Here is a 25942-nt window from a genome sequence, read left to right on the forward strand (position 1 = left end):
GGCAGCTAGAACGTGCTGCGGCCCGGCGCCGCTTCGAGAAGTGTTCTCGTATAGGGGTGCGTCGGCGCCTGCAGCACCTGGGCCGCACTGCCGCGCTCGACGATTTCACCCTTCTGCATCACCACGATCTCATCGCTGATCTGGGCAGCGACGCGCAGGTCGTGGGTGATGAAGACGATGGCGAGTTGCAGCTTCTCCTGCAGTTCGCGAAGCAATTTCAGAACCTGCGCCTGAACCGACACGTCGAGCGCCGAAACGCTCTCGTCGGCGATCAGCACATCCGGCCGCATGGCAAGCGCCCGGGCAATGCCGATACGCTGCCGCTGACCGCCGGAAAATGCAGACGGCTTGCGCCAATAGGCGCTCTTCTGCAGGCCAACGAGATCGAGCAGCTCCTCCGCGCGCCGTCGTGCCTCGCCCGCCTCGACACCGGCAAGCATGGCGGAACGGGCGATCATCGGCCCGACGCGACGACGCGGATTGAGTGAGCCGAACGGATCCTGGAAAATCATCTGGATCGATCGGCGGCGAGCCCGTAGCGGCGCCGGCGAAAGGCCGAGGAGATCCGCCCCCGCCACTTCTACCCGGCCGCTTTTCGGTTCGATCAGACGGATCATGGCCTTGGCAAGCGTGGACTTTCCGCAACCGGATTCACCGACGATGGAGAGAACCCGGCCCGGCGGCAATGTGAGCTCCACGTGCTTCAGAACCTGAACACTGCCGTAGGAATGCTGCAGATCACGAACTGCAAGCACCGGCTCCGCGGTTGTCGGCGCGGCAGGACGATCATGTGGCGTCAGGCTCGGAACCGCTGCGATAAGCTCCTTGGTGTAGGGATGGTTCGGGGCGGTCAGCACTTGCTTCGCCTCACCGATCTCGACGATCTCGCCATGGCGCATCACCGCCACGCGATCGGCAATATCGGCCACCACACCGAAATCATGGGTGATGAAGACGATGCCGTGGTCATGCAGGTCACGCAGTTCGCGCACCAGCTTCAGCACCTGCGCCTGCGTCGTCACGTCGAGCGCCGTCGTCGGCTCGTCGGCAATCAGCACGCGCGGGTTCATGGCAAGCGCCATGGCGATGACGACTCGCTGGCACTGGCCGCCGGAAAGTTCGTGCGGATAGGCCTGCAGGATACGGTCAGGGTTCGGCAGATGCATGGATTCGACCAGCGTCCGGGCACGTCTCCTGCGCTCGGCGGCATCGAAATCCGAATGCAGTTCGAAGACCTCTTCGATCTGCGCCGAGACCGTCATCGCCGGATTGAGCGAAGCAATCGGCTCCTGGAAGATCATGGCGATATCGCTGCCTCGGATAGCGCGGAAGGCCCTTTCGGAGAGACCGACGAGATCGGTATCCCCAAGCATGACCTTACCGCCGGCAACCTTCAGCCCTTCCGCGACTGCGCCCATCAGAGCGCTCGACAGGACCGACTTGCCCGAACCGGACTCGCCGACGATACAGAGGATTTCCCGCGGCTTCAGATCGAAGCTCGCAGCTTTCACGGCGTAGGGCCGGTCGGCGCCCTTCGGCAGGGCGACGCTCAGATTTTCGACCCGGAGGATCGGCTGGTTTTCGTTGCTGCTCATGCGCGCCTCCCCTGCGCTTCCGAGACTTCCCGCAATCCGTCCGCCAGCAGGCTCAAGCCCAGCATCAGCGACGAAATCGCAAGGCATGGAAAAATCACGAGATGCGGGAAAGCGATCGCCATGGCGCGGCCTTCATTCACCATCGTGCCCCAATCCGGTGTCGGTGGCGGCAGGCCGAGGCCGAGGAAGCCGAGCGTGCCGATGGTGATCGCCGTGTAGCCAAGGCGCAGGCAGAAATCGACTGCGAGCGGCCCGCTGGCATTGGGCAGAATATCGAAGAGCATGATGCGCCAGGTGCTTTCGCCCTGCGTCACCGCCGCAGCCACGTAATCGCGGCTTGCGACATCGATGGTGATGCCACGCACGATGCGGAAGATCGCCGGTGCACTGCCGAAGGTAACGGCGAGCACGATGTTGAAGGGCGAAGAACCGACCACGACGATGATGACGATATAGAGAACCAGCACCGGGAAAGAGAGCACCACATTGGCGATGTAGGACAAAACCGCATCGCCCCAGCCGCGCCAGTACCCGGCGACAAGCCCGAGTGCTACACCGACCACGTAGGCCGTCAGCGTCGCAAGTGTCGAGAAGATCACCACCGTGCGCGCGCCATAGATCAGACGTGAGAGAATATCGCGGCCGAGCTTGTCTGTACCGAGCCAGAAGATGTTACCGGATTTATCGGCCATACCAGGCTTTGCGAGTGGCAGCAGCGTGCGGATCGGATCGTAGGGCGCAAGCAACGGCGCGAAGATCGCCACAAGCAGCCAGCCGATCGTCAGGAAACCGCCGATCACGACGACCGGGTTGGAAAGATAGGGTTTTACAGCTTTCCGCATGGCGCCCTCACTTCCGTCCCTTGGCCGCATCAAGCAGCGAGACGCGTGGATTGAGCCAGCCATAGGCGAGGTCCGAGAGGATCTGTGTGGCAACGACGACCACGACGCTCACCATCGCGCAGGCCTCGACGAGGCGGATGTCGCTGTTGAGCGCGGCGTCATAGAGCAGCGTGCCAAAGCCCTTGTAGGCATAGAAGACCTCCACGACGATGACGCCGGACAAGAGCCAGGGAAACTGCAGCATGATTACGGTAACAGGCGTGATCAGCGCATTGCGCAGTGCATGACGCCAGACAATGCGCGCGGTGCTCGCACCCTTCAGCCGCGCCGTACGAACATAATGCGTGCCCATGACTTCGATCATCGAGGCGCGAGTGACACGCGCCAGATAGCCGGTGGAATAGAAGCCGAGCACCAGAACCGGCAGGATGATCTGCTGTAGCGAAAAACCGGTCAGCATGGTGCTGGCGCCGGGCAGCCAGTGCAGCCAGAACACGAAGACGGCCGAGAAGAAGACGGCGGAAGCGAAATCCGGGATCGAGGTCGTGGCGATCGAGATGAAGGAAATGACGCGGTCGAGAACCGAACCCGGACGCATGCCGGCGATGATGCCCGCGAACAGGCCGACCGGAACGATGATGAGCAGCGCTCCGCCCGCAAGGATACCCGAAGCCGCAAGGCGGTCGGGGATCAGCTGGGAAACCGGCGCACGATAATAGGTGGACATGCCCCAGTCGCCGGTCACGAAGGACCAGAGCCAGCGGCCGTAACGGATGATGAAGGGATCGTCGTAACCATTGGCCGTCAGCCACTGCGCGCGCTGGGCCGGTGTCGAGAACTGGCCGAGGACCTTGACGGCGACGTCGCCGACATTGACCTCCAGCGCCAGGTAAACGAGCAGCGATACGGTGAACATCACCGCGAGAGCGCTTGCCAGTTTACGGAGAATGAAAAGTAAAACGGACACGAACCACCTCTTTGCCGGTTCGGGGCCGCCCTGATGGCGGCCCCGCCGAAGATCAAGCCTTGGCGAGCCAGACGCCATCCATGCGGAAGTAATCCGCCGGATGGAGCACGTAGCCGCGGACGGTGGTGGCTGCGGCGCTGAAGCGGTTCGGCCAGTAGGGCTGAACGATGACGCCGGAATCCTGCAGGATCTGCTGGACATCCTTCATGGCTTCGGGGCGCTTGGCCGGATCAACGACGGCAAGAGCCTTGTCGAGCGCAGCGTCGAATTCCTTGCTGGCGAAATGGCTCTCGTTCCAGGCGCCGCCCGAGCGGTAGGCCAGATCGAGCGTCATCGCGCCAAGCGGACGGTGCGCCCAGTAGGTGAGACCGAAGGGAACCTTGTCCCAGATCGGCCAGTATTGCGAGGCCGGCAGGACGTTGAGCTTCAGCCGGATGCCGGCCTCTGCCAGGTTCTGCTGCAGCACCTGCGCGGTATCCTGTTCCCAGGTACCCTGCGTGTTACCAAGCGTCAGCTCGATATCCAGGCCATCCTTGTGGCCGGCTTCTGCAAGCAGGGCCTTGGCCTTCTCGACATCGCGGGCGACCGCCGGCAGCGCGAAGTAATCAGGCTGAACCGGCGAGACGTGGAAATTGGCGCCGACTTCGCCTTCGCCGCGATAGGCGACGTCGAGCATCTGCTTGTTGTCGGCGGCAAGCTGCACGGCCTTGCGGACGCGAACATCGTCGAACGGCTTCTGGTCGGACTGCATACGCATGACGAGCGTATGCGCTGCCTTGCCCGTCAGGATCTGGATGTTCGGCAGCGACTTCATGAGATCGTATTCGGCGATCGTCGCGCGGTAGATGATATCGATCTGGCCGCTCGAAAGGGCTGCGAGATGCGTGGTGATATCGGTGCCGAGGTCGATGTACTGGATGCCGTCAAGATGAGCCGGCGTGCCCCAGTAATCGGCACGCTTGGAAAAGACAGCCTGACGGCCGACTTCGTAAGCGTCCAGCTTGAAGGGGCCGGTACCAATTGGATTGGCCGGCCAGTTGGCGCCGCCCTTGACGAAGTCGCGATGCAGCATCGGGCAGGTGTAGGAATAGAGCTGTTCGGGCAGCGAGGAGACCGCGCGCGACAGTGTGATGCGGACCGCATGATCGCCGGTCATTTCGACCTTCTCGACGGCCGAGAAGGCAGTCTTGTTGGAAGACTGCGAATCAGGCGCGATCCAGCGCTGAATGTTGAAGATTACGTCCTCAGGCGTGAAGGCATCGCCGTTCGACCATTTGGCGCGCTCGTCGAGCTCGAAATCCCAGGTCTTGAGATCGGCAGACGGCGTCCAGCTCTTGGCCAGATAGGGATGCGTGACATTGTCGGCATCGACGAAAGTGAGGAATTCCAGGCTGTTGCGATAGAGGTTCGAGGCCTCGATCCAGCTCGTCATCATCGGATCGGTCAGCTCCTGGATCTGGCAGCCGAAACGCAGCGTGCCGCCATCCGTCGGCGTTTCCTCGGCGAGTGCTGGCTTGCTGTCACCAAGGAAGGCGCTGGCGGAGGCCGCCGTCACACCGAGCCATGCGACGGCACGCAGGAAGCCGCGGCGGTCGATCTTGCCGGCGCGGACCTGCTCACACAGTTCCGGCACCGAGGGATGCAGCGGCTTGCCGCTGTTGGTTTTCAATTCAGTCATGATCTGCCTCCTCCTTGATTGGCAGTATGGTCGCTATCAGACACCCTCTGTGCCAGACACGATGCGCAGGGCGGGCTTTTCACCGTCGTTCACCATACGATTGCTGAAGCGGCTGATGATCCAGGATCGAAATCCTGCAATCAGAGGATCCACCAGCCCTTCCGCATCGGTCTTCAGGTAATAGCCGAAGCCTTCGTAATAGTGTGCGGTAACCGGCGCAACCAAGCGGCCGCTTTCTATTTCCTCCCGAAACAGCGCCGGATCGGCGAGCACCAGTCCCTGCCCCGACAATGCGTATTGGACCCCGAGACTGGCGCTGTCGAATGTCACGCCCCGCGCCACGGCAACCCCGGCAAGACCGTTCTGCACAAGGAAGCGCTGCCAGGTAAGGTAGGGCTCCATGTCGACGATCTTGACGTGGATGATCTCGTTTGCAGCGATGAAACTTGCCAGATCCGAAATCCCTCCCCGCACCAGATCGGGATGGCACAGGATCGTCGGCCGCTCCTCCCAGAGCAGGTCGGTGATCCATTCATCGACGGCCGGACGTGCATAAACGACCGCCACATCGAATTCGCTGTCCGGCACCCCGTAAGGTGTTGAAACCTCCAGAAGCACCTCAGGAAAGCTGCGTCGGAAATCCGTCAGCAGCGGCACGGTGAGCTTCATCGCAAAGCTCGGCGGCAGGTTGATGCGCAGCTTGCGCTGGCGTTGCTCATCCGGCGCGCAGACCTCCTTCAGTGCCTGTTCGATACGGTCGAAGCCCTTGCCGATGCCGGCGGCAAGCGAGCGCCCGGCATCCGTCAGCGTCGTCGCCTTGTGCCCTCGTTCGAAAAGCTTGCGCCCGATGCTCTCTTCCAGACCGATGACATGCCGCGAAAGCGCGCTCTGCGAAATGTTGAGCGCAGCGGCTGCCGCCGTGAAGCTGCCATGATGCGCCACAGCCTCGAAGGCCCTGAGCGCATTCAACGGCAACCGGCGGCGATCGACCGCCGGATCCTTCTTCATCTGTGGAGAGCGATCCTCCGTCATTATCCCGCAAGCCCGCCGAACAAGACGTATTTGCTTTCCAGATATTCATCGAGCCCTTCGGCAGCACCTTCGCGACCGAGGCCGGATTGTTTGACGCCACCGAATGGCGCGACTTCCGTCGAGATCACGCCTTCGTTGATGCCAACCATGCCCGCTTCCAGCGCTTCGGCAACACGCCAGGCGCGGCCGAGATTCTGCGTGAAGAAATAGGCCGAAAGGCCGGTCTCGGTATCGTTGGCAAGCGCGATTGCCTCTTCTTCGCCCTTGAAGCGGAAGAGGCCGGCGACGGGACCGAAGGTCTCTTCGGTCGCAAGCGCCATCTCGGTCGTCATGCCGGTCAACACCGTCGGCGCATAGAACAGGCCGCCGCGTTCGTGCCGCTTGCCGCCGGTCAGCACCTTGGCGCCCTTTTCGACGGCATCACTCACATGCCGCTCGACCTTCGTCAGCGCCGGCGCATTGATGAGCGGCCCTTGCAAAGCGCCATCCTCGACGCCGGGCGCTACCTTCATCGCCGCAACCGCCTTGGCAAGCGCCTCGGCATAGCGGTCGTAGATGCCGTCCTCGACAAGGATGCGGTTGGCGCAGACGCAGGTCTGTCCGGTATTGCGGAATTTCGAGGCGATCGTGCCGCGCACGGCCTGATCGATATCGGCATCGTCGAACACGATCAGCGGCGCGTTGCCACCGAGTTCGAGGCTGATGCGCTTTACCGTATCGGCACTCTGTCTCATGAGCAGCTTGCCGGTTGCAGTCGATCCCGTGAACGAGAACTTGCGCACGACCGGGCTCTTCATCCAGACGCCGACGACATCGGCTGGCGACTTCGTCGTCACCACGCTGACGACGCCGGCGGGAACGCCGGCCTTTTCGCCGAGACGTGCAAGCGCCAGCGCCGAAAGCGGCGTATCCTCGGCCGGCTTGATGATGATGGTGCAGCCGGCAGCAAGCGCCGGACCGACCTTGCGGGTGATCATCGCCAACGGGAAATTCCATGGCGTGACCGCAGCCACGACGCCAACCGGCTCCTTCATCACGACAATGCGCGCATCTGCCTTGTGCGAGGGCACGACGCCGCCATGCGAGCGGCGGCCTTCCTCGGCAAACCAGGTGAGGAACCCGGCAGCATAGGCGACTTCGCCGCGCGCTTCAGCCAGCGGCTTGCCCTGCTCGGCCGTCAGGAGCCGCGCGAGGTCTTCCTGATTGGCGAGCATCAGCTCCGCCCAGCGGCGCAGCACGGCGGAGCGCTCCGAGGCTAGCGTCTTGCGCCAGGTCTTGAAAGCCCTGGCGGCAGCATCGACCGCCTGCTGGGCTTCCGCAGCGCCGCAATCCGGCACGGTCGCAAGCTCGCTGCCGTCGGCAGGATTGAGCACGACGAAGCGCTTGCTATCAACAGCACCTCCCCAGCCTTCGCCGATCAGCGCATTGTCTTCGATGAGTTTCATGTCAGGCGACCTTAGGCGTAAAGAACGGATTGCCGACCGTTGCTACGCCTTCAGCAAGCTCGGCACGCGACGGCCAACCTTTCATCAGTGCGCGCTTGGCGGCAAGATGCGTCGCAGCCTTGTTGTTATGATATACCTCTTCTGCGTCGTTTGCCGATGGATTGACCCATACGGCTGCAATCGCGACCCAGTCGTCCTCGGCTTCTGCCGGCAGCGAGCCGTCGAGCAGTGCCGCTGTAATACCGGCGGCGACACCAGCCTGGGCCGGCCCCCACGTCATCAATTCATGCGAAGAGCCTGACTCCATCACTGCCTTGGCGATGAAGAGCGTCACCGGCTTTGCCGGCAGGTTCGGCTTCAAGACCGCCTGGAACGGCAGATGGCCGGGACCGGGGCTTGCTGCCGCACCAGCGAGCGCGCCGGAAATCGGACCGTTCTTCGGGCCGAGATAGAGATTGATATGAGCAGCATTCGGGCCTGAACCCTCGAAGCCTTCACCGATGTAAAGCATTGAAATCTCCAATAGCGATGCGAGTCGAACCCATTATGCCTACGCCCATCACACCTTTGAAAGCGCGCGGGGACGACGGACCGGGTTATAGTCGTTGATCATGTCGCGCGGGCGGTAGGGCTCTTCCAGGAAGGCGCGTTCTTCGGCCGTCAGCTCGATCGCCGCAGCCTCGATGGCGGCAGTGACGTGCTCCGGGCTTTCCGTGCCGACGATCGGAACCGTGCTGTTGCCGGAGCCAATGACCCAGGCCTGGGCGATCTGGCTCGCCGTCTTGCCGCGCTTGGCGGCAATCTCGTTGACGCGCTTGGCGATCTCCTGGTCGATCTCGTCGCCGAACCAGTCGAGATAGAGGTCATGGGCGATACGCGGCGCCGAACCGCCGCCGGCAAGATAACCGCGGGCGAGCGGCGAGAAGGTCGTGACCGCAATGCCCTCGTCCTGGCAGTAAGGCATCATTTCGCGTTCTTCTTCGCGATAGAGCAGCGAATACTGGCACTGCATGTTGACGAACCGTGTCCAGCCGTTCTTGTCGGCCACATGGTTCATCTTGGCGAACTGCCAGGAATACATGGTGGAAGCGCCGATATAGCGTGCCTTGCCCGACTTCACGATGTCATGAAGCGCACACATCGTCTCTTCGATCGGCGTTTCCGGATCGAAGGCGTGGATGACATAGAGGTCGACATAGTCGGTACCCATCTGCTTCAGCGACTTGTCGATCGACGCCATCAGATGCTTGCGCGACAGGCCCTTGTCGTTCGGATCGTCGCTCATCGGGTAGAAGGCCTTGGTGGCGAGCACCAGCTTTTCGCGATCCGTCAGCGACAGCAGCGTGCGGGCAACGACCTGTTCGTTGACACCGATCGAATACCAGTCCGCCATGTCGAAGAAATTGATGCCGACATCGAGCGCCTTCTTCAGGATCGGTACGGACTTCTCCTCGTCGAGCACCCAACCCTTCCACTTGGATGTCCCGATACCCATGGTACCAAGGCAAAGCGACGAAACCTTCAGGCCGGTCTGGCCAAAGCGCACATATTCCACAGCAATGTCCTAAAAGTGTTTCTCCCTTCTAAGACTATGCAGTGGCGACACTATTGTGACAAATAGGTTTATTCGATGCGGCTATCTCAAAATGAGATACGGTGCCATCAACCGGCCGCAGGAGCTTGTGCCGCAGGCTTTCCCCTGGCGGATCTGATGTCCAGCAGCACCGCAAGAAGCCCGTAAACTGCAGCAAGTATCCACAGCGTAAGGAAAGGCCCCCGGACTGCCTGAAGCGGAGCGCCAAGCTGCGACACCTCGACGATGCCATTGATAGCGCTGGTGCTCGGCAGAAGAACGGTCAGCGTTCGCAGCGGCTCGGGTATGGCTTCGCTCGGCCATGAAAAACCGGCAAGGAACATGAAAGGCAGCCCTAGCGTGGCACATACGAGCTGAACCGCGAGCGGCCTGCGGAACAAGGTCGCAATCACCATGCCGAGCGCGGCGACTGCCAGGACGAAGGGCAGGCAGAAAGCAAAGATCGTCAGCAACCCGCCCAGGCGGGGAATGCCGTATAGGTAAGGCAGCACGATCAGATAGAAGGGCAGCACGATCGCCTCGATGACGAGATAGGCAAGCAACCTGCCGCCGACACGGGCAAGCGGGCCAGCCGCCGAAGCAGCCGGGTTGCGCACCGCGGCATCATTGCCGATCGTCCCAAGCAGGCCAACGCCGATCAGCAGTGTCTGCTGCAGGATCAGAACAAAGGCCGCGGGCAGGATATAGGTGGCATAGCCGCCCTGCGGATTGAAGAGCGCGACCGCCGTCAACGGCATGGGATCGGGGGCAGCTGCCGCCAGCACCGGGTCGATATTGGCCGCAATCAGCCGCGCCATCTCGATTTCGGCACCCATGGTCCTCGCAACGGCAACGACCGCGCCGGCAATGCGCTGATAGATCAGGAAATAGCTGGCATCGCCATAAAGTGCCACTGGCGACTGTCGTCCATGCAAGAGATCACGTTCGAAATATTGAGGGATGACCAGAATGCCGTAGAGCTGGCGTCCTTGCACCGCTCGCTCCGCACTGACCTGATCCGGCAGCGTCGCAGCCACCGCGACATCGCTCGACGCATCGATACGGCGCACCAGTTCACGGCTGCTCGTCGTATCGTCGAGATCGACGACGGCGATCGGCACGTCGCGTAGCGCCTCATTGGCATAGGGCTGCGGATAGTAGAGGGCATAGATCAGCGGTCCGAAGACCAGTACCGCGAGCGCCGGGCGCAGGGTCAGGATGCGGATCAGCTCGATACGGAAGATCGCCAGCAAGGCCCTCATGGCGTGACCTCCCTCAATCTCCGCGCCGCCCGTCGCTGCCGGCGGATGCGGAACACTTCAAGCCGCAGCGCCGTCACGATTGCCAGCGTCAGGACGAATATGCCGAGCACCATCAGCGGCTTCAGCGACAAGTCGACGGGCGTGCCACGGATCGTCTGATCGATCCTCGCCATCAGATACCAGGTGCCGGGAATGAGTTCGCCCCACCAATAGGAAAAGCCGTTCATTGCCAGACGTGGAAAGCCGATGCCCATATAGCCGAAGGACGGTGCGAAGATCAGCGTGCCGACGCTGATCGCGCTTGCAACCGGCCGCAGGAAGAGCGCCAGCAGCACGCCGATGAACTGGTTTGCGAGGATGAAGAGCAGTCCGGCCACGACGAGGATCCAGCGCTCGCCCCGGAGCGGCATGTCGAGCAGGCCGAAGAGAATGGCGTCGGACAGGCCGAGAACCACGAGGAAGATCAGCGTGTAGGGCAGTATCTTGCCGGCCATGGCCGGCCAGAGACCGCCGCCGAGCCGCCGCAGAATGACGAGACGGTGCATTGTTTCCGCATCCATGCCGACCGTGTAGGCCATGGTGGTAACGATCACCACCTGCAGCAAGGCGGGCATCAACGCTGCCAGCAAAAAATGCGCGTAGTTGAGCGTCGGATTGAAGAGCGGATTGACCTGCACGGGGATCGGAGAGAGATCGGCTTGCGCAATCTCAACCGGCTGGCCCTGTGCCGTGCGCAGCGCCAGGCGGATGCCCGCGGCCACTGTCGGCACGGCGGCACTGACGCCCCTGAGCGTAAGATTGCCGGTTGTCAGCGTCTGCGTATTGTAAAAGAACACCACCTCTGGACGCCGGCCTGCAAAAACATCGCGCTCCAGATTGAGTGGCAGCATCAGCAGTCCGTGAACCTTGCCGGACAGGATGAGCGCACGGCCTTCCGTGAGATCGCTGACATTGACGGCGACAGCGGTATCAGGCGTCGCGTCGACGGCACGGATGATCGTTCTCGAAAGATCGCTGCCGTCAAGGTCGAGCACGGCGATCGGCAGCCGTGTCGCCAGCCCCGCGCTGAAAACGATGGCAAGCACGCCCATCAGCAGCAACGGGAGCAGCGTCGTCAGGAAAAGCAGAAACGGCCGGCGATAGAACCAGTAGAACTCCCGCCGGAACACCAGGAGGAAGCCGGGGCGAAGCCCGCCGGGCGGCTTCATCTCAACGCCCCGCCGGCGGCCAGGAAGCGATGACGCTCATGCCCGGCCGCAGCCCTTCGAGGGGATTGGCCGGAACGGCGCGCACCTCGAAGGTGCGCAGGTCGAAATCCCCGGTCGCGCGTGTCGCACGCCATGTCGCATATTGCCCCTGCGCGTTGATCATCGTTACCTTGACCGGAACCGAGCCGCCGCCGAGCGCCGGAACGGTGACATCGAAGCCATCCCCCACCTTGAGGCCCTTCAGCAGGTCCTCGCGAAGATTGAATGTGAACCAGGGGTTCTGCAGGTCGATGATCGAAAACAGGGGCGAACCGGCACTGAAATTTTCGCCGAGCTCGGCGACGCGCGTCGTCACCTGGCCTGATATCGGCGCATGGATGACCAGTTCCGAAACATCGACCTGCCGCTGATTGAGGGACGCGCGCGCTTGCTCCACCTGAGCGGCGGCAAGCGCTTTCTCTTCCTTGCTGGAACCGGCTATCGCAAGCCGTGCATTGGCGGCTGCAGATTCCTGCTTGCGGATCGCGGCTTCCAGATTGCGGGCAGCCTGCTCAACCTGCGCCTGCGTGGAGGCGCCCGTCGTGATCAACCGGGCCTGACGAGCAGACTCTTCCTGATAAAGCGTGACATCGGCACTTGCCGCTGCAAGCTCGGCATTGGCCGCATCGATGGTTTCGGGGCGCGTGCTGTTGACGCGGGTGAGATCAGCCTCTGAAACGCCGACTGCCGCTTCGGCCAAATGCAGCGTCGCCGTTAATTGCGGGCTTTCCAGCTCGGCGATAACGGTGCCCTTTTCGACATTGTCGCCGACGTCGGCATTGAGCTTGAGAATGCGGCCGGCAACCCGCGGGCTGATATCGACGCGGTTGGCGGATACCTCGCCCTGTACCACCAGCGGCGGCGGTCGCGTCGCAAACCACAAGAGAACACCAAGAACGACAAGGGCTATAATCCCCACGACTGCCCGAACCATTCCTGCTGCCTTCATCGGTACCCTCGTTCAGATGGAGTGTTCCGGCTGACTGTGTCTCAGGATTATTCCGCTGGCAATATGACAAGCATGCAGCGGCGCCTCCGCACGCCATAAAGTCTTGATCGTGTCCGGGGAACTTCATCGGTTCCGCTTGCCACCTATTGCGATTGTGGAAGTCGTCCGGAAAGGTTTCAAAACCGTTCGCCCGAGCAAACCGACCTGCCGCTTTGTATGACCGGACCAAAACCTAAGTATAGTTATGTCTCAGGGCTCTTGGATCTAACTTCTACTCGTAGCTCGGAACCGACCTGACCATTCACGGTTCCAAGCTAACCCGGTGGCACCGCCCCTTGCCACCTCCAGGGCAGGCGTCCCCCTCCGCCGAAGCCCCGCGGATACTCCCATCCGCCATAGACCGTCCCGCCGCCCGGGACGGTCTTTCTTTTTGACACGCGCAGACAATTTGGCCCATGCTTCCAACACTTTGGTATAGTTTTGCGCCGATAAACACGTCATTAAGGTAACCGCGCACTAGACGGTATGGATAGTAGACCGAAACCAACGGCGAGCGGGTATGGTATCATCAATTACGTTGAAACTGATCAACCGGCGGGGAACAGTCTCGCATGAGATCGCGCTCGGCCTGATCGCACTGGCGCTGGCTGTCGCCGTGTTCTATGTCGATGCCTTCACCGAGATCGAAAGCGCCATCGCCGTTCTCTATGTTATCGTGCTGCTGCTAGCGGCCGAAATTCTGACGAGGATCGGCACCACCCTCCTTGCAATTGTCTCCATCATCCTTACGCTTTTCGCCTATTTCTATTCACATGGCTTTGAGGAGAATGTCCCCGCCCAACTACGGTTGGCTGTTTCCCTCGCCGCCATTACAATTACCTGTGCCCTAATCCTCAGAAACGAAACCGCGCGCGTCGGCCTCATCGAAGCCAACTTGCATCTTCGTGACAGCGAAACCCGCTATCGCTACATCTTCGAGCACAGCCGTATTGCACTCTGGGAGCGCGATTATTCTGCAGTGCGATCCTTCCTGATGTCTTTGAAGGCGGAAGGTGTGAGCGATCTCAAAGACTATTATCGAACAAATCCAGGCGTCATCGTTGCCTGCACAGGCCTTATTCGCACCATCGCCGCAAACGACGCGGCAATGGAGCTGCTTGGCCATATGACCGACGGCCTGCACTCGCGCACGATGCGCCGCTACATCGCGCCCGATGACGATACCTTTTTGGACCTGATGGATGCGATCTTCTGTGGCGAACGTCATTTCGAGGGCAAGGGCAATCTGATCACGGAGAATGGCGAAAGCAGGCTTGTCATCATGAGCATGAGTTTTCCGGAAGATCCCTCCGCCTTCAATCGCGTGGTGGTGGGCATGGTGGATATCACCCAGCGGGAAATGATGCAGAAGGCCCTTCGCGAGGCTCAGGATGAGCTTGCCCGCGCTTCACGCGCCGCGACCGTCGGCACACTGTCCGCCTCGCTCGCTCACGAGCTTAATCAGCCGCTTGGCGCCATCGTCGTCAACGCCCAGACGCTGCTCAGATGGCTGAACCGCGAGCCGCCGGATCTCGCCGCCGTGCGCCGTTCGGCCGAGCGCATCATTCGCGACAGTCAACGCGCGAGCGAAATCATCCACAATACCCGCTCCATGCTGACGCAGGGCGATCGCACGCCCGAACAGGTCGACCTCGAGACGCTGATCGAGGAAACACGCGCCCTGATGGAGCACGACTTCCAGCGCGACATGGTCGAGTTCGATGTGAGCCCAGCCGAAACGCCGCTCGCGGTGAAGGCGATCCGCATCGAACTGCAGCAGGTCCTCATCAACCTCGTCACCAATGCAGTCCAGGCCATGCGAGAAACGGCAATCGACCGGCGCAAGATTCTGGTCTCGCTCGGCAGGAAGGATGATATATTCGTCAGCCTCTCCGTCAGGGATTTCGGCCCCGGCATCAGCGAGGAGGCCATGGCGAAGCTCTTCACACCCTTCTTCACGACCAAGCCCTCTGGAATGGGCATGGGGCTCTCCATCTGCCGCAGTACGCTGGAAGCAAGAGGCGGCCAGTTGATTGCCGGCAATCATCCTGAAGGGGGCGCCATCTTCGAAATGATCATACCGATTGAGGACGACCATGACCAACACTAGCGCCGCATCGAAGGCAACCTCTCAATCGGCATCGCCGATTGTCTATGTCGTCGATGATGACGAATCCATTCGCGAGTCGCTTGTCGACCTCTTCCGGTCGATCCAGATGGATGCCGTCTCCTTCGCGACGACGACCGCCTTCCTCGATACCGCCGACCTGCGCCGGCCGGGCTGCATTCTCCTCGACATACGCCTCCCAGGTCTCAGCGGACTGGATTTCCAGCTTCATCTGGAGCGGATCGGCAGCAGGATGCCGATCGTCTTCATGACCGGCTTCGGCGATATTCCGATGAGCGTGCGCGCCATGAAGGCCGGTGCTGTCGACTTCCTCACCAAGCCCTTCCGAGACCAGGATATTCTCGATGCGGTCGGCATCGCGATCGAGAAGGATATGGGCCGCCGGCGGGAAATGGCGGCAAGCGATGCGGTCGCCTCACTTGTCGATACGCTGACACCCCGCGAGCGGGAAGTCATGGCCGCCGTCGTCAAGGGTCTGATGAACAAGCAGATCGCCTACGATCTCGGCATCAGCGAGATTACAGTGAAGCTCCATCGCGGCAACGTCATGCGCAAGATGCAGGTTCGATCGGTGGCCGATCTGGTGCGCAAGGCCGAAATGCTGGAAGGCAGATAGCGGAACCTAGACCCTTGTATGGTACCGCGACACGGCCTCGATCTCTTAATATAGCCTAACGTAATGTAAGAATAAGCAAGGCTAGCAATCTCGTGTCACATACATCCACAATCGCTGTCGTTGATGACGACCAGGCTATCCGGGAGGCGCTTGACGATCTGATCCAGTCCTGCGGCTACCAGAGCAAGCTTTTCTGCTCGGCGGAAGAGTTTCTGGCCTTTAATGACAGGGCGGCCATCGACTGCATGCTGGTCGACGTCAAGATGCCCGGACTGAGCGGGATCGAACTGCAGGCAATCCTCAACGGCGAACCTGAAAAGCCGCCGATGATCTTCATGACATCCTACCGCGACGAAAGAACCCGCACAGCCGCCATGGAAGGCGGTGCGCTGGCCTTTCTGGGCAAGCCGGTCGAATTCGATTCTCTCATCAACTATCTTGAAATGGCTTTGAAGCCGTAAGGCTCAGCAGGGGAGTATTGTTTCCGCCAAAAGATCAAATCAAATTATACACCTATGTATAATTCAGGATGGAAGCAATAAAGACTATAGTTAACCTCGTTGGATCCGGTAAGGCGGACAGAAGAAACGAGGTGAACGCCATGATAAAGCTCAAGCGCCCAATATTTATCAGCGTCGGAAGGAATATCCTCATGGATGTGATCTTTTCGAACATCGTGACCGGTGTGAATTACAAGTTCCACTGCGCGCTTCTGCGCCTGGAACCGGAAAACCCGATCTACGAATACCAGCCAGTCCGCATTGCCGCGTACCGTCGCCCGGAAGAAATCAACCGGACGCCTTTCTGATCCCCCTCCTCCTGGCGCTGACCGGCTCCCTCCCGGCCGGTCAGTGCATTTGCCGGCAGACGATCCATGATCCTCAAGAATAGGGCAAAGTTCTCCTTACCAGGGGACGCAGCCAGCGCCACAGTCCATGCCGATCCCACGAGAAGTTTCTCCGCTGCCCTCCAGCATGTCATGCAGGCACATGGCTTCCGCTTCTTTCTGGCTGCCAGCTTTCCGCAGGCTGACAAGCTCGGCTTTCGTACCAATATCATTGCCGGCAACTGGCCACAGGAGCTGATCGACCGCTACGACGCTTCCGATCTCTTTTGGCGCAGCCAGCTGATCGAGGATCTGAAGAAGACCATCATGCCGATCTATTCCGGCACGGGCATGTTCGCCCAGCCCGGCAACGCAAGCAACTCGGAAAAACTCGCCCGCAACTTCGAGGATCTCGGCCTTCACAACACCATCAGCTTTACACTGCATGACGCTATTCTCAGGCACTACGTCATCATGTTCTCTGGCCTGCGCAGCCCGCCCGACGAGCAGGAATGCGCGCGCATGGTCTTTGCCGTATTGAAGTCGCTGGACAGCTTCAGCCTGGCGACCGAGCCGCCGCTCGCCGATTACGAGCGCCTGACCGTTCGCGAGATCGAATGCCTGCGCTGGTCAGCCTCCGGCAAGAGCAGCGAGGAGATCGCCATCATCCTTCATATTTCCGCCCATACGGTGAACGGTTACCTGAAGACGGCGATGCGCAAGCTCGATGCCGTCAACCGCATGCAGGCCGTCGTGAGAGCCTATCGTTTCCGTCTCATCTGAAGGCCTCCGGGCTCTAAGACGCTCCCTGGATTGAGGCCGCCTCAAGCAACACTGCGCGACCGCCGACGAGATATCTGCCGCCGCATATCAGCGGAGATCGGCATCAGGGAAAGGGGCCAGATTCCGCCAAACCGGGTGTGAACCGCCTCAACCTGCGCATGCAAGGCAATTACTTGCCTTATAGTTTTCGTTGTCGACAGAGCATGCTAAGCTCTTGGTGGGAGGGACATTTCCTAGGAGTTCTCTTGTCCGCCGAATACACGTCAGCCGATATAGTCCACGCCGCGGGCGATCCGCGGTATACAGACTCGCGTCAGCGCGCCGAAGCGGTTGCCGCGCGTCTGGTCACTGAACAGCATGACAGGCCATCACTCGTTTCCACTATCGCACGCGAAGTAGCAGCCGAGATCATCGAGGACATTCGCAAACCGGGCGATGACCTCAACTCCGTCGAGCTTGCGCGGCGCTACAAGACGAGCCGGACGCCGATCCGCGAAGCATTGATGCTTCTGGAAAAGGAAGGGCTCGTCGAAATCCCGCCGCGCCGTCGCCCGCGCGTTGCCAGCCTTTCGATCAAGGAAATTCGCGATATCTACCGCGTCCGCGCCAATCTCCTGGAACTGATCGCAGGCGATATTGCGCGAGACGTGTCGCTGGACGATATCCGCACCCTCCGGCCAATCATGCGGCTCATGGAAACCGCGAGCAAGGCCGGCGACGTGAACGCCTATTTCTGGGCAAATATCGACTTTCACGAACGCAACACCGAACTCGCAGGTAATCGCACGGTCAAGAAGATCGTCGATTCCCTGCTTTTGAGAACACTTCGCTTGCGCCGTATCAGTCTATCCCAGCCCGGCCGCCTGCAGAAATCCTACGAGGATCACGAACGACTGTGCCGTGCCTATGAGGATCGCGATCCGACACTCGCAGCTGCGCTCATCCGATCCAACCATGTCACCGGTCTTTCGGTGCTGGAGAACATCTTTTCACAGTAAGGGACATCAGGGAAAACGGCATGACAGGCATTACCGACCTCTCAGTCCTTCTCGCGACGATGGAGCCGGAATTGGTGGCAGGCGAATTCGTCTATTGCGCCGTGCCGGCCTCGCGGCTGGAAGACTATCTCCATCTTCGCCCGCTTGCCCTGTTTCATGAAAAGGAAGGCCTGACACTCATCCTGCCGCAGGATAGGGCGACCGAGGCCGGCCTGCAGGCAAGCGCGCCGCTGCGGCAGATCACGCTGAAAGTGCATTCCTCACTTGAAGCCGTAGGCCTGACAGCCGCCTTCTCCCAGGCCTTGAAGGAGGTCGGCATCAGCGCCAACGTGGTCGCGGGCTATTACCACGACCACATTTTCGTGCCGGCCGGCGACGCCGATCGGGCCGTCGAAGCGCTGAGGCGGCTTTCGGCGGCGAGCCGGAGCTAAGCAATTCCAGCAAAATCGGTTTAGCTGGAACTGCTTGCAAACAGAAAATCAGGTCGGCGGTGCGTCGAGTGCGTGCAGAATGCCGCGCAACTCTGCAAGGCCGCGAAGACGGCCGATTGCCGGGTAGCCGGGTGTGACATTCTTCTGCAAGTCGTCAAGCATGCGGTGGCCGTGATCCGAGCGGAAGACGATCGACTGGTCGGCGCTGCGGCGGCGGTCCTCAGCCACCAGTTCCTTCAGCACGGAAACCATGTTCACGTCGCCTTCAAGATGCGCGCTTTCATGGAAGGTGCGACCATCGCCCTCGCGGGTCGTGGCCCGAAGATGCGCGAAATAGATACGCGAGGCGAAACGGCGAGCAATCGCCGGCAGGTCGTTGCCGGCGCGCACGCCGAGGCTGCCGGTGCAATAGCACATGCCGTTGGCGGCCGCCGGGACGGCATCGAAAAGTGCTGCATAATCCTCTGCCGTCGAAGCAATGCGCGGCAGACCAAAGAGCGAGCGCGGCGGGTCGTCGGGATGCAGCGTCAGCTTGACGCCGCGCGCTTCCGCAACCGGCACCACGGCCTCGAGGAATTCGATGAGATGCTGGCGGAGCTTCTTCGCGTCGATACCCTGATAGGCAACAAGCTTCTCACGGAAAGCCGGAATGGTCAGCGGTTCGGTTGTCGATCCGGGCAGAGCCGAGGTGATGATACGGGTGACTTCGGCAATCTCCGCTTCCGTCATGCTTTCATAGACAGCCTTGGCCCGTGTCTTGTCTTCTTCAGAATATTCTTCGGCAGCACCTGGACGCTCCAGCACGAAAAGCTCGAAGGCGGCAAAACGCTCATGATCGAAGCGCATGGCGGTGGCGCCGGTCGGCGTCACGTAATCGAGGTCGGTGCGCGTCCAGTCAACGACCGGCATGAAATTGTAGCAGACGATCGGGATGCCGCAGGCGGCCACTGCCTCGAGGCTGGCAATCCAGGCCTCGATCTCCGCCTTTGCCTGACCACCCTTGCGCTTGACGGCATCGGGGATCGGAATGCTTTCAACGACGCTCCAGGTCAGCTGCGAACGTCCGGCCGGCGTGGTTTCGATCAGCGCCTGGCGCTCGCGTACTTCCGCCTCTGTCCAGGCACGGCCGATCGGCACCTGATGCAGCGACGAAACGATGTTCGTCGCACCCGTCTGGCGCACCTCGTCCAGCGTGACCGGCGCCTCCGGCCCGAACCATCTCCAACCTTGCCGCATCTCGTCTTTCTCTCCTTTTGTATCTGCGTTTTGTCGTTCCGCCGTCAGCAGAAATAGTCGGGGAACTGCGAGCGCAGCTCCGCGACGTCAGGTATAACGGCGCTTAGGTGATGAATCATGGCTTCTCGCGCCGCCCCGATATCATGGGCAGCAATGGCGTCGCGGATCACCATATGTTCGCGCACGACATTGTCCATGCGCCCGAGCACCGGCAGCGTCAGCCGTCGTGCCCGGTCGATCTGCACCTTCACCGTCTTCAGAATGGTCCAGATGCCGGGATAGCCGGCAATCTGTGCGATCGCCTCGTGGAAGGCCTCGTCTTCTTCGTGAAAGCTCGAAGCGTTGCCGAGTGCGGCATGCGTCTTCTGGCGGGCGATGATCGCATCCAGCCGCGCAATATCGGCCCCCGTCGCAATGCCAGCGGCTATCTCGACCGTCGTCCCTTCAAGCGCCTTGCGCACGACGACCGCTTCCGGAATGGCCGAGACCGGCACTCGCGAAACCACCGTGCCCGATTGCGGATAGATATCGACGAGTCCACCCTCGGACAGTCTCAGCAGCGCCTCGCGCACCGGCGTTCGGCTCACACCGAAATCCTCTGCGATCCGCTTTTCCTGCAGCACGGTACCGGGCGGGATCCTCAGAGAGACGATATCGGCATGCAACCGCTCGTGGATTGCGACGGCCGTCGTCACGCGGCGGATCTTTCCGCCCGCGTCGTGGGGCGCCGGGAAGGCAAGGATTTCAGGGTCGGAAGCTTGCCGCATGCATGGTCTCGGGACGTTGACACTTTCGTGCATACTAGTATATCAATTGAACCCTGTTGCCAAGATATGCCGCGGAGGAGAACGGCGACATGGCATTGCACCCGGAGGAAAAGCTTCGAGCTGCGAGCATTTGATGCTGCCGGAAAGCCGGCGCATCGAAGCATTGGACGTGCATTGCGATGCAAACGGGCGGGCTCGGGGCAAAGGCCGGCACCGCCGCAAAGGAGGAGGATAGAATGAAGATTACACGCAGAACCTTCGTCGGCGGAGCTGCCGGCGTCGCCGCGGCCGGAATGTTGCCGCTTCGCGCTTTCGCACAGGCCAAGGCGCCGGCAAAGCCGGTCACCATCACCATCGTCGACGTCGCGGGCAACCTGGCGCTGACGCAGGGCATGTTCGAGAACTACGCCAAGGCCAAGCCTGAATTCGTCGCCAGCTTTTCCTTCACCAAGGCCCCCGCTCCGGAACTGCCGGCCAAGATCCAGGCCCAGCAGGCTGCCGGCAAGGTCGATATCGACCTCGTGCTAACGGGCACGGACGCGCTTTCGGCCGGTGTCGACCAGGGTCTGTGGGTCGACCTGTCCGCCAAGAAATCCGCCCTTCCCAATCTTGAAAGCATCCTGCTGCCGCAGGCTTTCAAGATGCAGGCACTCGCCAAGGACCAGGGCGTCGTCATCACCTACTACCCGTCCGGCCCGCTGATCGAATATATGCCGGACAAGGTGGCGACCCCGCCGAAGACGGCGCAGGAGCTGCTCGACTGGACGAAGCAGAACAAGAACAAGTTCCTCTATGCGCGCCCCGCAAATTCCGGCCCAGGCCGCACGCTGCTGATGGGCCTGCCCTATCTTCTCGGCGACAGCAATCCGCGCGATCCGGTCAACGGCTGGGCCAAGACCTGGGAATATCTCGCCGCTCTCGGCGAAAACATCGAATATTACCCGACCGGCACCGCAGTGGTCTTCAAAGAACTCGGCGAAGGCACGCGTGACATCGTCGCAACCACCACCGGCTGGGACATCAACCCACGCGCGCTCGGCATCGTTCCCGAGGAAGCCAAGGTCGGCAAGCTCGAAGGCTTCCATTGGGTCACCGACGCTCACTATGCGGCGATCCCGAAAGGCGTTTCCGACGAGAAGGTTGGCGTTCTGCTCGACGTCCTGAACTTCATCTATCAGCCGCAACAGCAAGCAATCGCCTACGATGCAGGCTACTTCTATCCAGGCCCGGCGGTAAAGGATGTCACGCTCGAGATGGCGCCTGCAGAAAGCCAGGAAACCATCAAGGAATTCGGCCGGCCGGAATATGCCGACTGGATCGCCGGCAGCCCGCTGGAAGTGCCGCTCGAGCCCAAGCAGCTCGTCCAGGCTTTCCGCATCTGGGACGAGAAGATCGGCGCCAAGAAGGGCTGATTATCGGTGATTGAAATGAGCCGGCGCCGGGTATCTCGGCGCCGGATTTCTAACGGCCATGGTTGCCGATAAATGGAGATTGCATTGACTTTGCCGGTTCAGAACGCAGCAACAGCGTCATCGCGGAAGAATGCGCGCCTTGAGCTCGATGGCATCAGGCGATCTTTCGGCGCCTATAACGCCCTTGATGGCATCGACCTCACGATCGAACCCGGCGAATTCATCGCACTTCTCGGCCCCTCCGGCTGCGGAAAATCCACCGCGCTGAACTGCATTGCCGGCCTGCTTGGCCTGTCCGGCGGCGAAATCCGCCTCGGCGGCAATCGCATCGACCAACTGGAGCCGGAAAAGCGCGGCTTCGGCATGGTCTTTCAAAGTTACGCCCTTTTCCCGCACATGAGCGTGCGCAAGAATGTCGGTTTCGGCCTTGCCATGCAGGGCATCAGCGGCGCGGAAGCCGACAAGCGCATCATCGATGCGCTGGCGCTCGTGCGCCTCGAAAGTCAAGCGGACAAGCTGCCCGGCCAGCTCTCCGGCGGCCAGCAGCAGCGCGTGGCGATTGCCCGCGCAATCGTCATCCGCCCGCCGATCGTATTGATGGACGAGCCGCTCTCCAACCTCGACGCCAAGCTGCGGCTGGAAATGCGCGCCGAAATCCGCGGTATCCACGACCAGATCGGCTCGACGACCATCTATGTCACGCATGACCAGGACGAAGCCCTGTCGCTTGCCGACCGCATCGTTGTCATGAGCCAGGGTCATATCCAGCAGATCGGCACGCCTCAGGATCTCTACCAGCGCCCGGTCAATCTCAACGTCGCCGATTTCATGGGCTTCCGCACCCGCATTCCCGGGCGCGTCGTCTCCATCTCCGGCAGCGAGGCCGAAATCGAGGCCGCGGTGTGCGCGGCTGACCGGCACGATGCGCGACACATTGAAGGTCGGCGATGCCGCAGTGCTCTCCGTGCGTCCTGAAGATCTCGTTGCGACCACCGACGACAGCGGCATTCCCGTCATTGTCGCGAACACCGAATATCGCGGGCGCGCCTTCTTCGGTATGGCTCGTTCGGCGGACGGATCGGAGCTGTATTTCCGCTCCGATGATGCGTTGCCGCGCGGCTCTGCCACCACTCTGCAGCCCGTCGCGGGCCGTTCGCTGGTCTTCAAAGGGGCGCCAGCATGAATGGCGGTCCCTCACTGAAGACGCGGCTTGCCGCTCAGGGCCTTGACGGCACGACATTGCTGGTGCTGCCAGGCCTGATCTTCATGATCGCCCTCTTCATCTACCCCTTTGTCTACGGCGTTGCGGATTCCCTGATGCCGAAGGATGGCGGCGTCTGGTACGAAAATTACGCGAAATTCTTCTCGGACCAGTTCCAGTACGGCACGATCGCCAATACGATGTGGCTTGCCTTGCCGGTCACGATCGTCAACCTGGCCTTCGCAGTCCCGGTTGCGTTTCGCGTCCGACTGATGCGGCGACAGCGGCTACTGACGACGATCCTCGTACTGCCGATTACGCTCGGTACTGTCTTCGTCGCCGATGGTCTGCTGACTTTTCTCGGCCCGCGCGGCTGGTTCAACGAGACGCTCATCCTGTTCGGCATCCTGGATTCACCGGTCAAGCTCACCAACAATTACTGGGGTGTTTTCGCCTCGCTGCTGATTACCGGCTTCCCCTTCGCCTTCCTGCTGACGTTGTCCTATATCACCGGCATCGACCCGGCGATCGAGCAGGCTGCCGCCACGCTCGGCGCCAATGCGCGGCAGCGCTTTACGCGCGTGTTCCTGCCGCTCCTGGTGCCCGGTCTCGCCGTGACTTTCTGCCTTTCCTTCGTGCAGGCTTTTGCCGTCTTCCCGTCCGCCGTCCTGCTCGGCGCGCCGGCTGGTCCGACGCGCGTCATCTCGATTGCAGCCTATCAAGCCGCCTTCGAGCAATATGATCATTCCTACGGCACGGCGATCGCCATTATCATGGGTGGCGTCGAGCTCATTGTTGTCGTCACCGTCCTCGGTGCGCGTTCCTTCTTCTACCGCGGCCCGGCCGGCGGCACGAAAGGCTAAGCCATGATCCGTGACCAGGGCCTTACCTCGAAGATCTGGCGCATCGCCGTCTGGGCGCTCGCGACCCTCTTTGTCCTCAACCTGCTTGCGGTCATCGCGGCCGTGATCGTCAACTCTTTCGCCACACGCTGGCTCGGCACATGGCTGCCGCGCGGCTGGACGGATCGTTGGTATTTCAGCGCCTGGAGCGAATTCCAGCTATCCAGCGTCGTCATCGTTACCTTCGAGATGGCCTTTGTCGTCGTCATCATCTCGGGCATTCTGGGCGTATTGACAGCCTATGCTCTGGCGCGGCGCGATTTCCCGGGCAAGCGCGCCATCATTCTGCTCTTCCTGCTGCCGCTGCTGATCCCACCGCTGACCTACGGCATTCCGCTGGCAACAGTGCTCTACCAGCTCGGGCTCGGCGGCACCTTCTGGGGCGTCGTGCTGATCAACCTCGTGCCGTCTTTCCCCTTCGTCGTGCTCGTCATGATCCCGTTCATCGAGCAGATCGATCCACGCATTGAGGCCGCCGCCCGTGTCTTCGGTGCCGGCACCACCAGCCTCTTTATCCGCATTCTGCTGCCGCTCCTGCTGCCCGGCATGCTGGCAGCACTTCTGCTCGTGCTGGTGCGCACGCTCGCGATGTTCGAGCTGACCTTCCTCATCGCCGGACCGCAGACCCAGACGCTTGTCGTCTCTCTCTATTATGCGGTCTTCGCATCCGGCGTACGAGCCAGCCAATCAATCGATGCGATGGCGGTGATCTATATGGTGACGACGCTCTTCTGGCTCATCATCGCGCTGCAATTCGTCAATCCGACCCAGATCGTCGCCCGCGCCAAGCAGCAATCGGCGCATTGAGGCATGTCGCGCAACGCGTGAATCGGTTTTGCGCGACATGCTGAAAAGGCGCTGCGGCCGGAAACCGGCCGCAGCCATTTCAATCAGTAGACTTCGGGAACATACATTTCCGGCGGAACCGGGGTGCGGTGGTAGTCATCGTGACGCACGCGATCCGGCAGCACGATCCCTTCCTTCGGAACGTCCTCATACGGGATCTGGCCGAGCAGATGGGCGATGCAATTGAGGCGCGCGCGTTTCTTGTCGACGGCCTGAACAACCCACCACGGCGCTTCCTCAATATGGGTGCGGGCGAGCATTTCTTCCTTGGCCTTGGTATATTCCTCCCAATGGACGCGGCTCTGCAGGTCCATCGGCGAGAGCTTCCACTGCTTCAGCGGATCGTGGATGCGCATATTGAAGCGGAACTCCTGCTCCTCATCGGTGATCGAGAACCAGTACTTGATGAGGATGATGCCGGAGCGGACCAGCATGCGCTCGAATTCCGGCACGGAGCGGAAGAACTCTTCCAGCTCGTCCTTCGTGCAGAAGCCCATGACCCGCTCGACGCCGGCACGGTTGTACCAGCTGCGGTCAAAGAGCACCATCTCGCCCGCCGACGGCAGATGCGGCGTGTAGCGCTGGAAATACCACTGGTTCCGCTCGCGTTCGGTCGGCGCCGGCAGCGCCACGACGCGGCAGACGCGCGGATTGAGGCGTTGGGTCACGCGCTTGATTGCACCGCCCTTGCCGGCGGAATCGCGGCCCTCGAAAAGCACGACCACCTTCAACTTCTTGTACTGGACCCAGTCCTGAAGACGAACCAGCTCATGCTGCAGGCGGAAGAGCTCGCGGAAATAGAGTTTGCGCTCGAGCGTCTGTTCCGCTTCGCCGGACATGCCCTCGGCGACCAGCTCGTCGAGCCGGTCCTCCTCCATCTGCATTTCCAGCTCCTCGTCGAAGCTGTCGGCGATTTCGTTCTTGATACGGTCGAGCTGAGTGTTTTCGATCATGGCACGCTCCCTGTTCAATTCGCTCGATAAAGCACGTTCTCGCCATAGCTATATGACAGAGTTGCGACGATCGAAAATTTGCTTTGACAAAACACAAAACTGGCAAGCGCAAAAGACCGTCCGCCGGGCCTTTGGTGATCAGCCTGCCAGGTAGCAGCAGCTTGTACCAAGTCAAGTTTTATGTATACATTGATGTCGCTGAGCAATTTTCGCG

24 protein-coding genes and 1 pseudogene are annotated in these 25942 nt (G+C 61.0%); 11 read left to right on the forward strand and 14 right to left on the reverse strand.

Annotation, left to right across the window (positions count from 1 at the left end; translation table 11 throughout):
* Positions 1–5: 5 nt before the first annotated feature.
* The 11 genes from LVY75_27980 to LVY75_28030 all read right to left on the reverse strand — a co-directional run bounded on the left by LVY75_27980 (position 6) and on the right by LVY75_28030 (position 12590).
* Positions 6–1595, reverse strand: coding sequence for an ABC transporter ATP-binding protein (locus tag LVY75_27980; GenBank protein ID XAZ22618.1), 1590 nt, complete (start codon positions 1593–1595; stop codon positions 6–8).
* Positions 1592–2437, reverse strand: a complete 846-nt coding sequence (locus LVY75_27985) for an ABC transporter permease (protein XAZ22619.1) — start codon at positions 2435–2437, stop codon at positions 1592–1594. The genes LVY75_27980 and LVY75_27985 overlap by 4 nt, the downstream gene beginning before the upstream one ends.
* Before the next feature lie 7 nt (positions 2438–2444).
* Complete coding sequence (locus tag LVY75_27990) at positions 2445–3404, reverse strand: ABC transporter permease (GenBank protein ID XAZ22620.1); 960 nt, start codon at positions 3402–3404, stop codon at positions 2445–2447.
* 52 nt (positions 3405–3456) lie between these two features.
* Positions 3457–5082 (reverse strand): ABC transporter substrate-binding protein, encoded by a 1626-nt coding sequence (locus LVY75_27995; protein XAZ22621.1) that lies wholly within the window; start codon positions 5080–5082, stop codon positions 3457–3459.
* Positions 5083–5118: 36 nt separating this feature from the next.
* Positions 5119–6090, reverse strand: a complete 972-nt coding sequence (locus LVY75_28000; GenBank protein XAZ22622.1) for a LysR family transcriptional regulator — start codon at positions 6088–6090, stop codon at positions 5119–5121.
* Between the two features lie 23 nt (positions 6091–6113).
* A complete protein-coding gene (locus LVY75_28005; protein XAZ22623.1) occupies positions 6114–7559 on the reverse strand; it encodes an NAD-dependent succinate-semialdehyde dehydrogenase in 1446 nt (481 codons plus the stop codon).
* A gap of 1 nt (position 7560) precedes the next feature.
* Complete coding sequence (fae, locus tag LVY75_28010) at positions 7561–8070, reverse strand: formaldehyde-activating enzyme (protein XAZ22624.1); 510 nt, start codon at positions 8068–8070, stop codon at positions 7561–7563.
* Positions 8071–8118: 48 nt separating this feature from the next.
* Positions 8119–9114, reverse strand: coding sequence for an aldo/keto reductase (locus LVY75_28015; protein ID XAZ22625.1), 996 nt, complete (start codon positions 9112–9114; stop codon positions 8119–8121).
* A gap of 107 nt (positions 9115–9221) precedes the next feature.
* Entirely contained in the window at positions 9222–10394 is a 1173-nt protein-coding gene (locus tag LVY75_28020) for an ABC transporter permease (GenBank protein XAZ22626.1), read from the reverse strand.
* Positions 10391–11602, reverse strand: coding sequence for an ABC transporter permease (locus LVY75_28025; protein XAZ22627.1), 1212 nt, complete (start codon positions 11600–11602; stop codon positions 10391–10393). Before LVY75_28025 ends, LVY75_28020 begins: the two co-directional genes overlap by 4 nt.
* A gap of 1 nt (position 11603) precedes the next feature.
* Entirely contained in the window at positions 11604–12590 is a 987-nt protein-coding gene (locus LVY75_28030) for an efflux RND transporter periplasmic adaptor subunit (protein ID XAZ22628.1), read from the reverse strand.
* Positions 12591–13149: 559 nt separating this feature from the next.
* On the opposite strand from LVY75_28030, the gene LVY75_28035 reads away from it, so the two are divergent.
* The 7 genes from LVY75_28035 to LVY75_28065 all read left to right on the forward strand — a co-directional run bounded on the left by LVY75_28035 (position 13150) and on the right by LVY75_28065 (position 18411).
* Positions 13150–14739, forward strand: a complete 1590-nt coding sequence (locus LVY75_28035) for an ATP-binding protein (protein ID XAZ22629.1) — start codon at positions 13150–13152, stop codon at positions 14737–14739.
* Positions 14726–15373: a response regulator transcription factor gene (locus LVY75_28040; protein ID XAZ22630.1), complete on the forward strand. Its 648-nt coding sequence runs from the start codon at positions 14726–14728 to the stop codon at positions 15371–15373. Before LVY75_28035 ends, LVY75_28040 begins: the two co-directional genes overlap by 14 nt.
* A gap of 92 nt (positions 15374–15465) precedes the next feature.
* Complete coding sequence (locus LVY75_28045; GenBank protein ID XAZ22631.1) at positions 15466–15834, forward strand: response regulator; 369 nt, start codon at positions 15466–15468, stop codon at positions 15832–15834.
* A gap of 191 nt (positions 15835–16025) precedes the next feature.
* On the forward strand, positions 16026–16181 hold the full coding sequence (locus tag LVY75_28050; protein ID XAZ22632.1) for a hypothetical protein: 156 nt from the start codon (positions 16026–16028) through the stop codon (positions 16179–16181).
* 66 nt (positions 16182–16247) lie between these two features.
* A complete protein-coding gene (locus LVY75_28055) occupies positions 16248–16982 on the forward strand; it encodes a helix-turn-helix transcriptional regulator (GenBank protein XAZ22633.1) in 735 nt (244 codons plus the stop codon).
* Between the two features lie 245 nt (positions 16983–17227).
* The gene (locus LVY75_28060) at positions 17228–17980 is read left to right on the forward strand and encodes a GntR family transcriptional regulator (GenBank protein ID XAZ22634.1); all 753 of its coding nucleotides are present in this window, start codon (positions 17228–17230) and stop codon (positions 17978–17980) included.
* 20 nt (positions 17981–18000) lie between these two features.
* A complete protein-coding gene (locus LVY75_28065; GenBank protein ID XAZ22635.1) occupies positions 18001–18411 on the forward strand; it encodes an ACT domain-containing protein in 411 nt (136 codons plus the stop codon).
* A gap of 48 nt (positions 18412–18459) precedes the next feature.
* Here LVY75_28065 and uxuA read toward each other — a convergent pair whose 3' ends face one another.
* Both uxuA and LVY75_28075 read right to left on the reverse strand, forming a co-directional pair.
* Positions 18460–19647 (reverse strand): mannonate dehydratase, encoded by a 1188-nt coding sequence (gene uxuA / locus LVY75_28070; protein ID XAZ22636.1) that lies wholly within the window; start codon positions 19645–19647, stop codon positions 18460–18462.
* A gap of 44 nt (positions 19648–19691) precedes the next feature.
* On the reverse strand, positions 19692–20414 hold the full coding sequence (locus tag LVY75_28075; GenBank protein ID XAZ22637.1) for a GntR family transcriptional regulator: 723 nt from the start codon (positions 20412–20414) through the stop codon (positions 19692–19694).
* A gap of 236 nt (positions 20415–20650) precedes the next feature.
* Between LVY75_28075 and LVY75_28080 the strand changes: the two genes are divergently transcribed.
* The 4 genes and pseudogenes from LVY75_28080 (at position 20651) to LVY75_28095 (ending at position 24736) form a co-directional block, all read left to right on the forward strand.
* A complete protein-coding gene (locus tag LVY75_28080) occupies positions 20651–21826 on the forward strand; it encodes an extracellular solute-binding protein (GenBank protein ID XAZ22638.1) in 1176 nt (391 codons plus the stop codon).
* 72 nt (positions 21827–21898) lie between these two features.
* Positions 21899–23009: pseudogene (locus LVY75_28085) on the forward strand (ABC transporter ATP-binding protein).
* Positions 23006–23890, forward strand: a complete 885-nt coding sequence (locus LVY75_28090; protein ID XAZ22639.1) for an ABC transporter permease subunit — start codon at positions 23006–23008, stop codon at positions 23888–23890. The pseudogene LVY75_28085 and the gene LVY75_28090 overlap by 4 nt, the downstream one beginning before the upstream one ends.
* Positions 23891–23893: 3 nt before the next feature.
* A complete protein-coding gene (locus LVY75_28095) occupies positions 23894–24736 on the forward strand; it encodes an ABC transporter permease subunit (GenBank protein XAZ22640.1) in 843 nt (280 codons plus the stop codon).
* Between the two features lie 83 nt (positions 24737–24819).
* Here the strand turns inward: LVY75_28095 and ppk2 are convergent, their stop codons facing one another.
* The gene (gene ppk2 / locus LVY75_28100; GenBank protein XAZ22641.1) at positions 24820–25728 is read right to left on the reverse strand and encodes a polyphosphate kinase 2; all 909 of its coding nucleotides are present in this window, start codon (positions 25726–25728) and stop codon (positions 24820–24822) included.
* Between the last annotated feature and the right edge of the window lie 214 nt (positions 25729–25942).

Source organism: Sinorhizobium sp. B11 (assembly GCA_039725955.1).
Classification (GTDB): Bacteria; Pseudomonadota; Alphaproteobacteria; order Rhizobiales; family Rhizobiaceae; genus Rhizobium.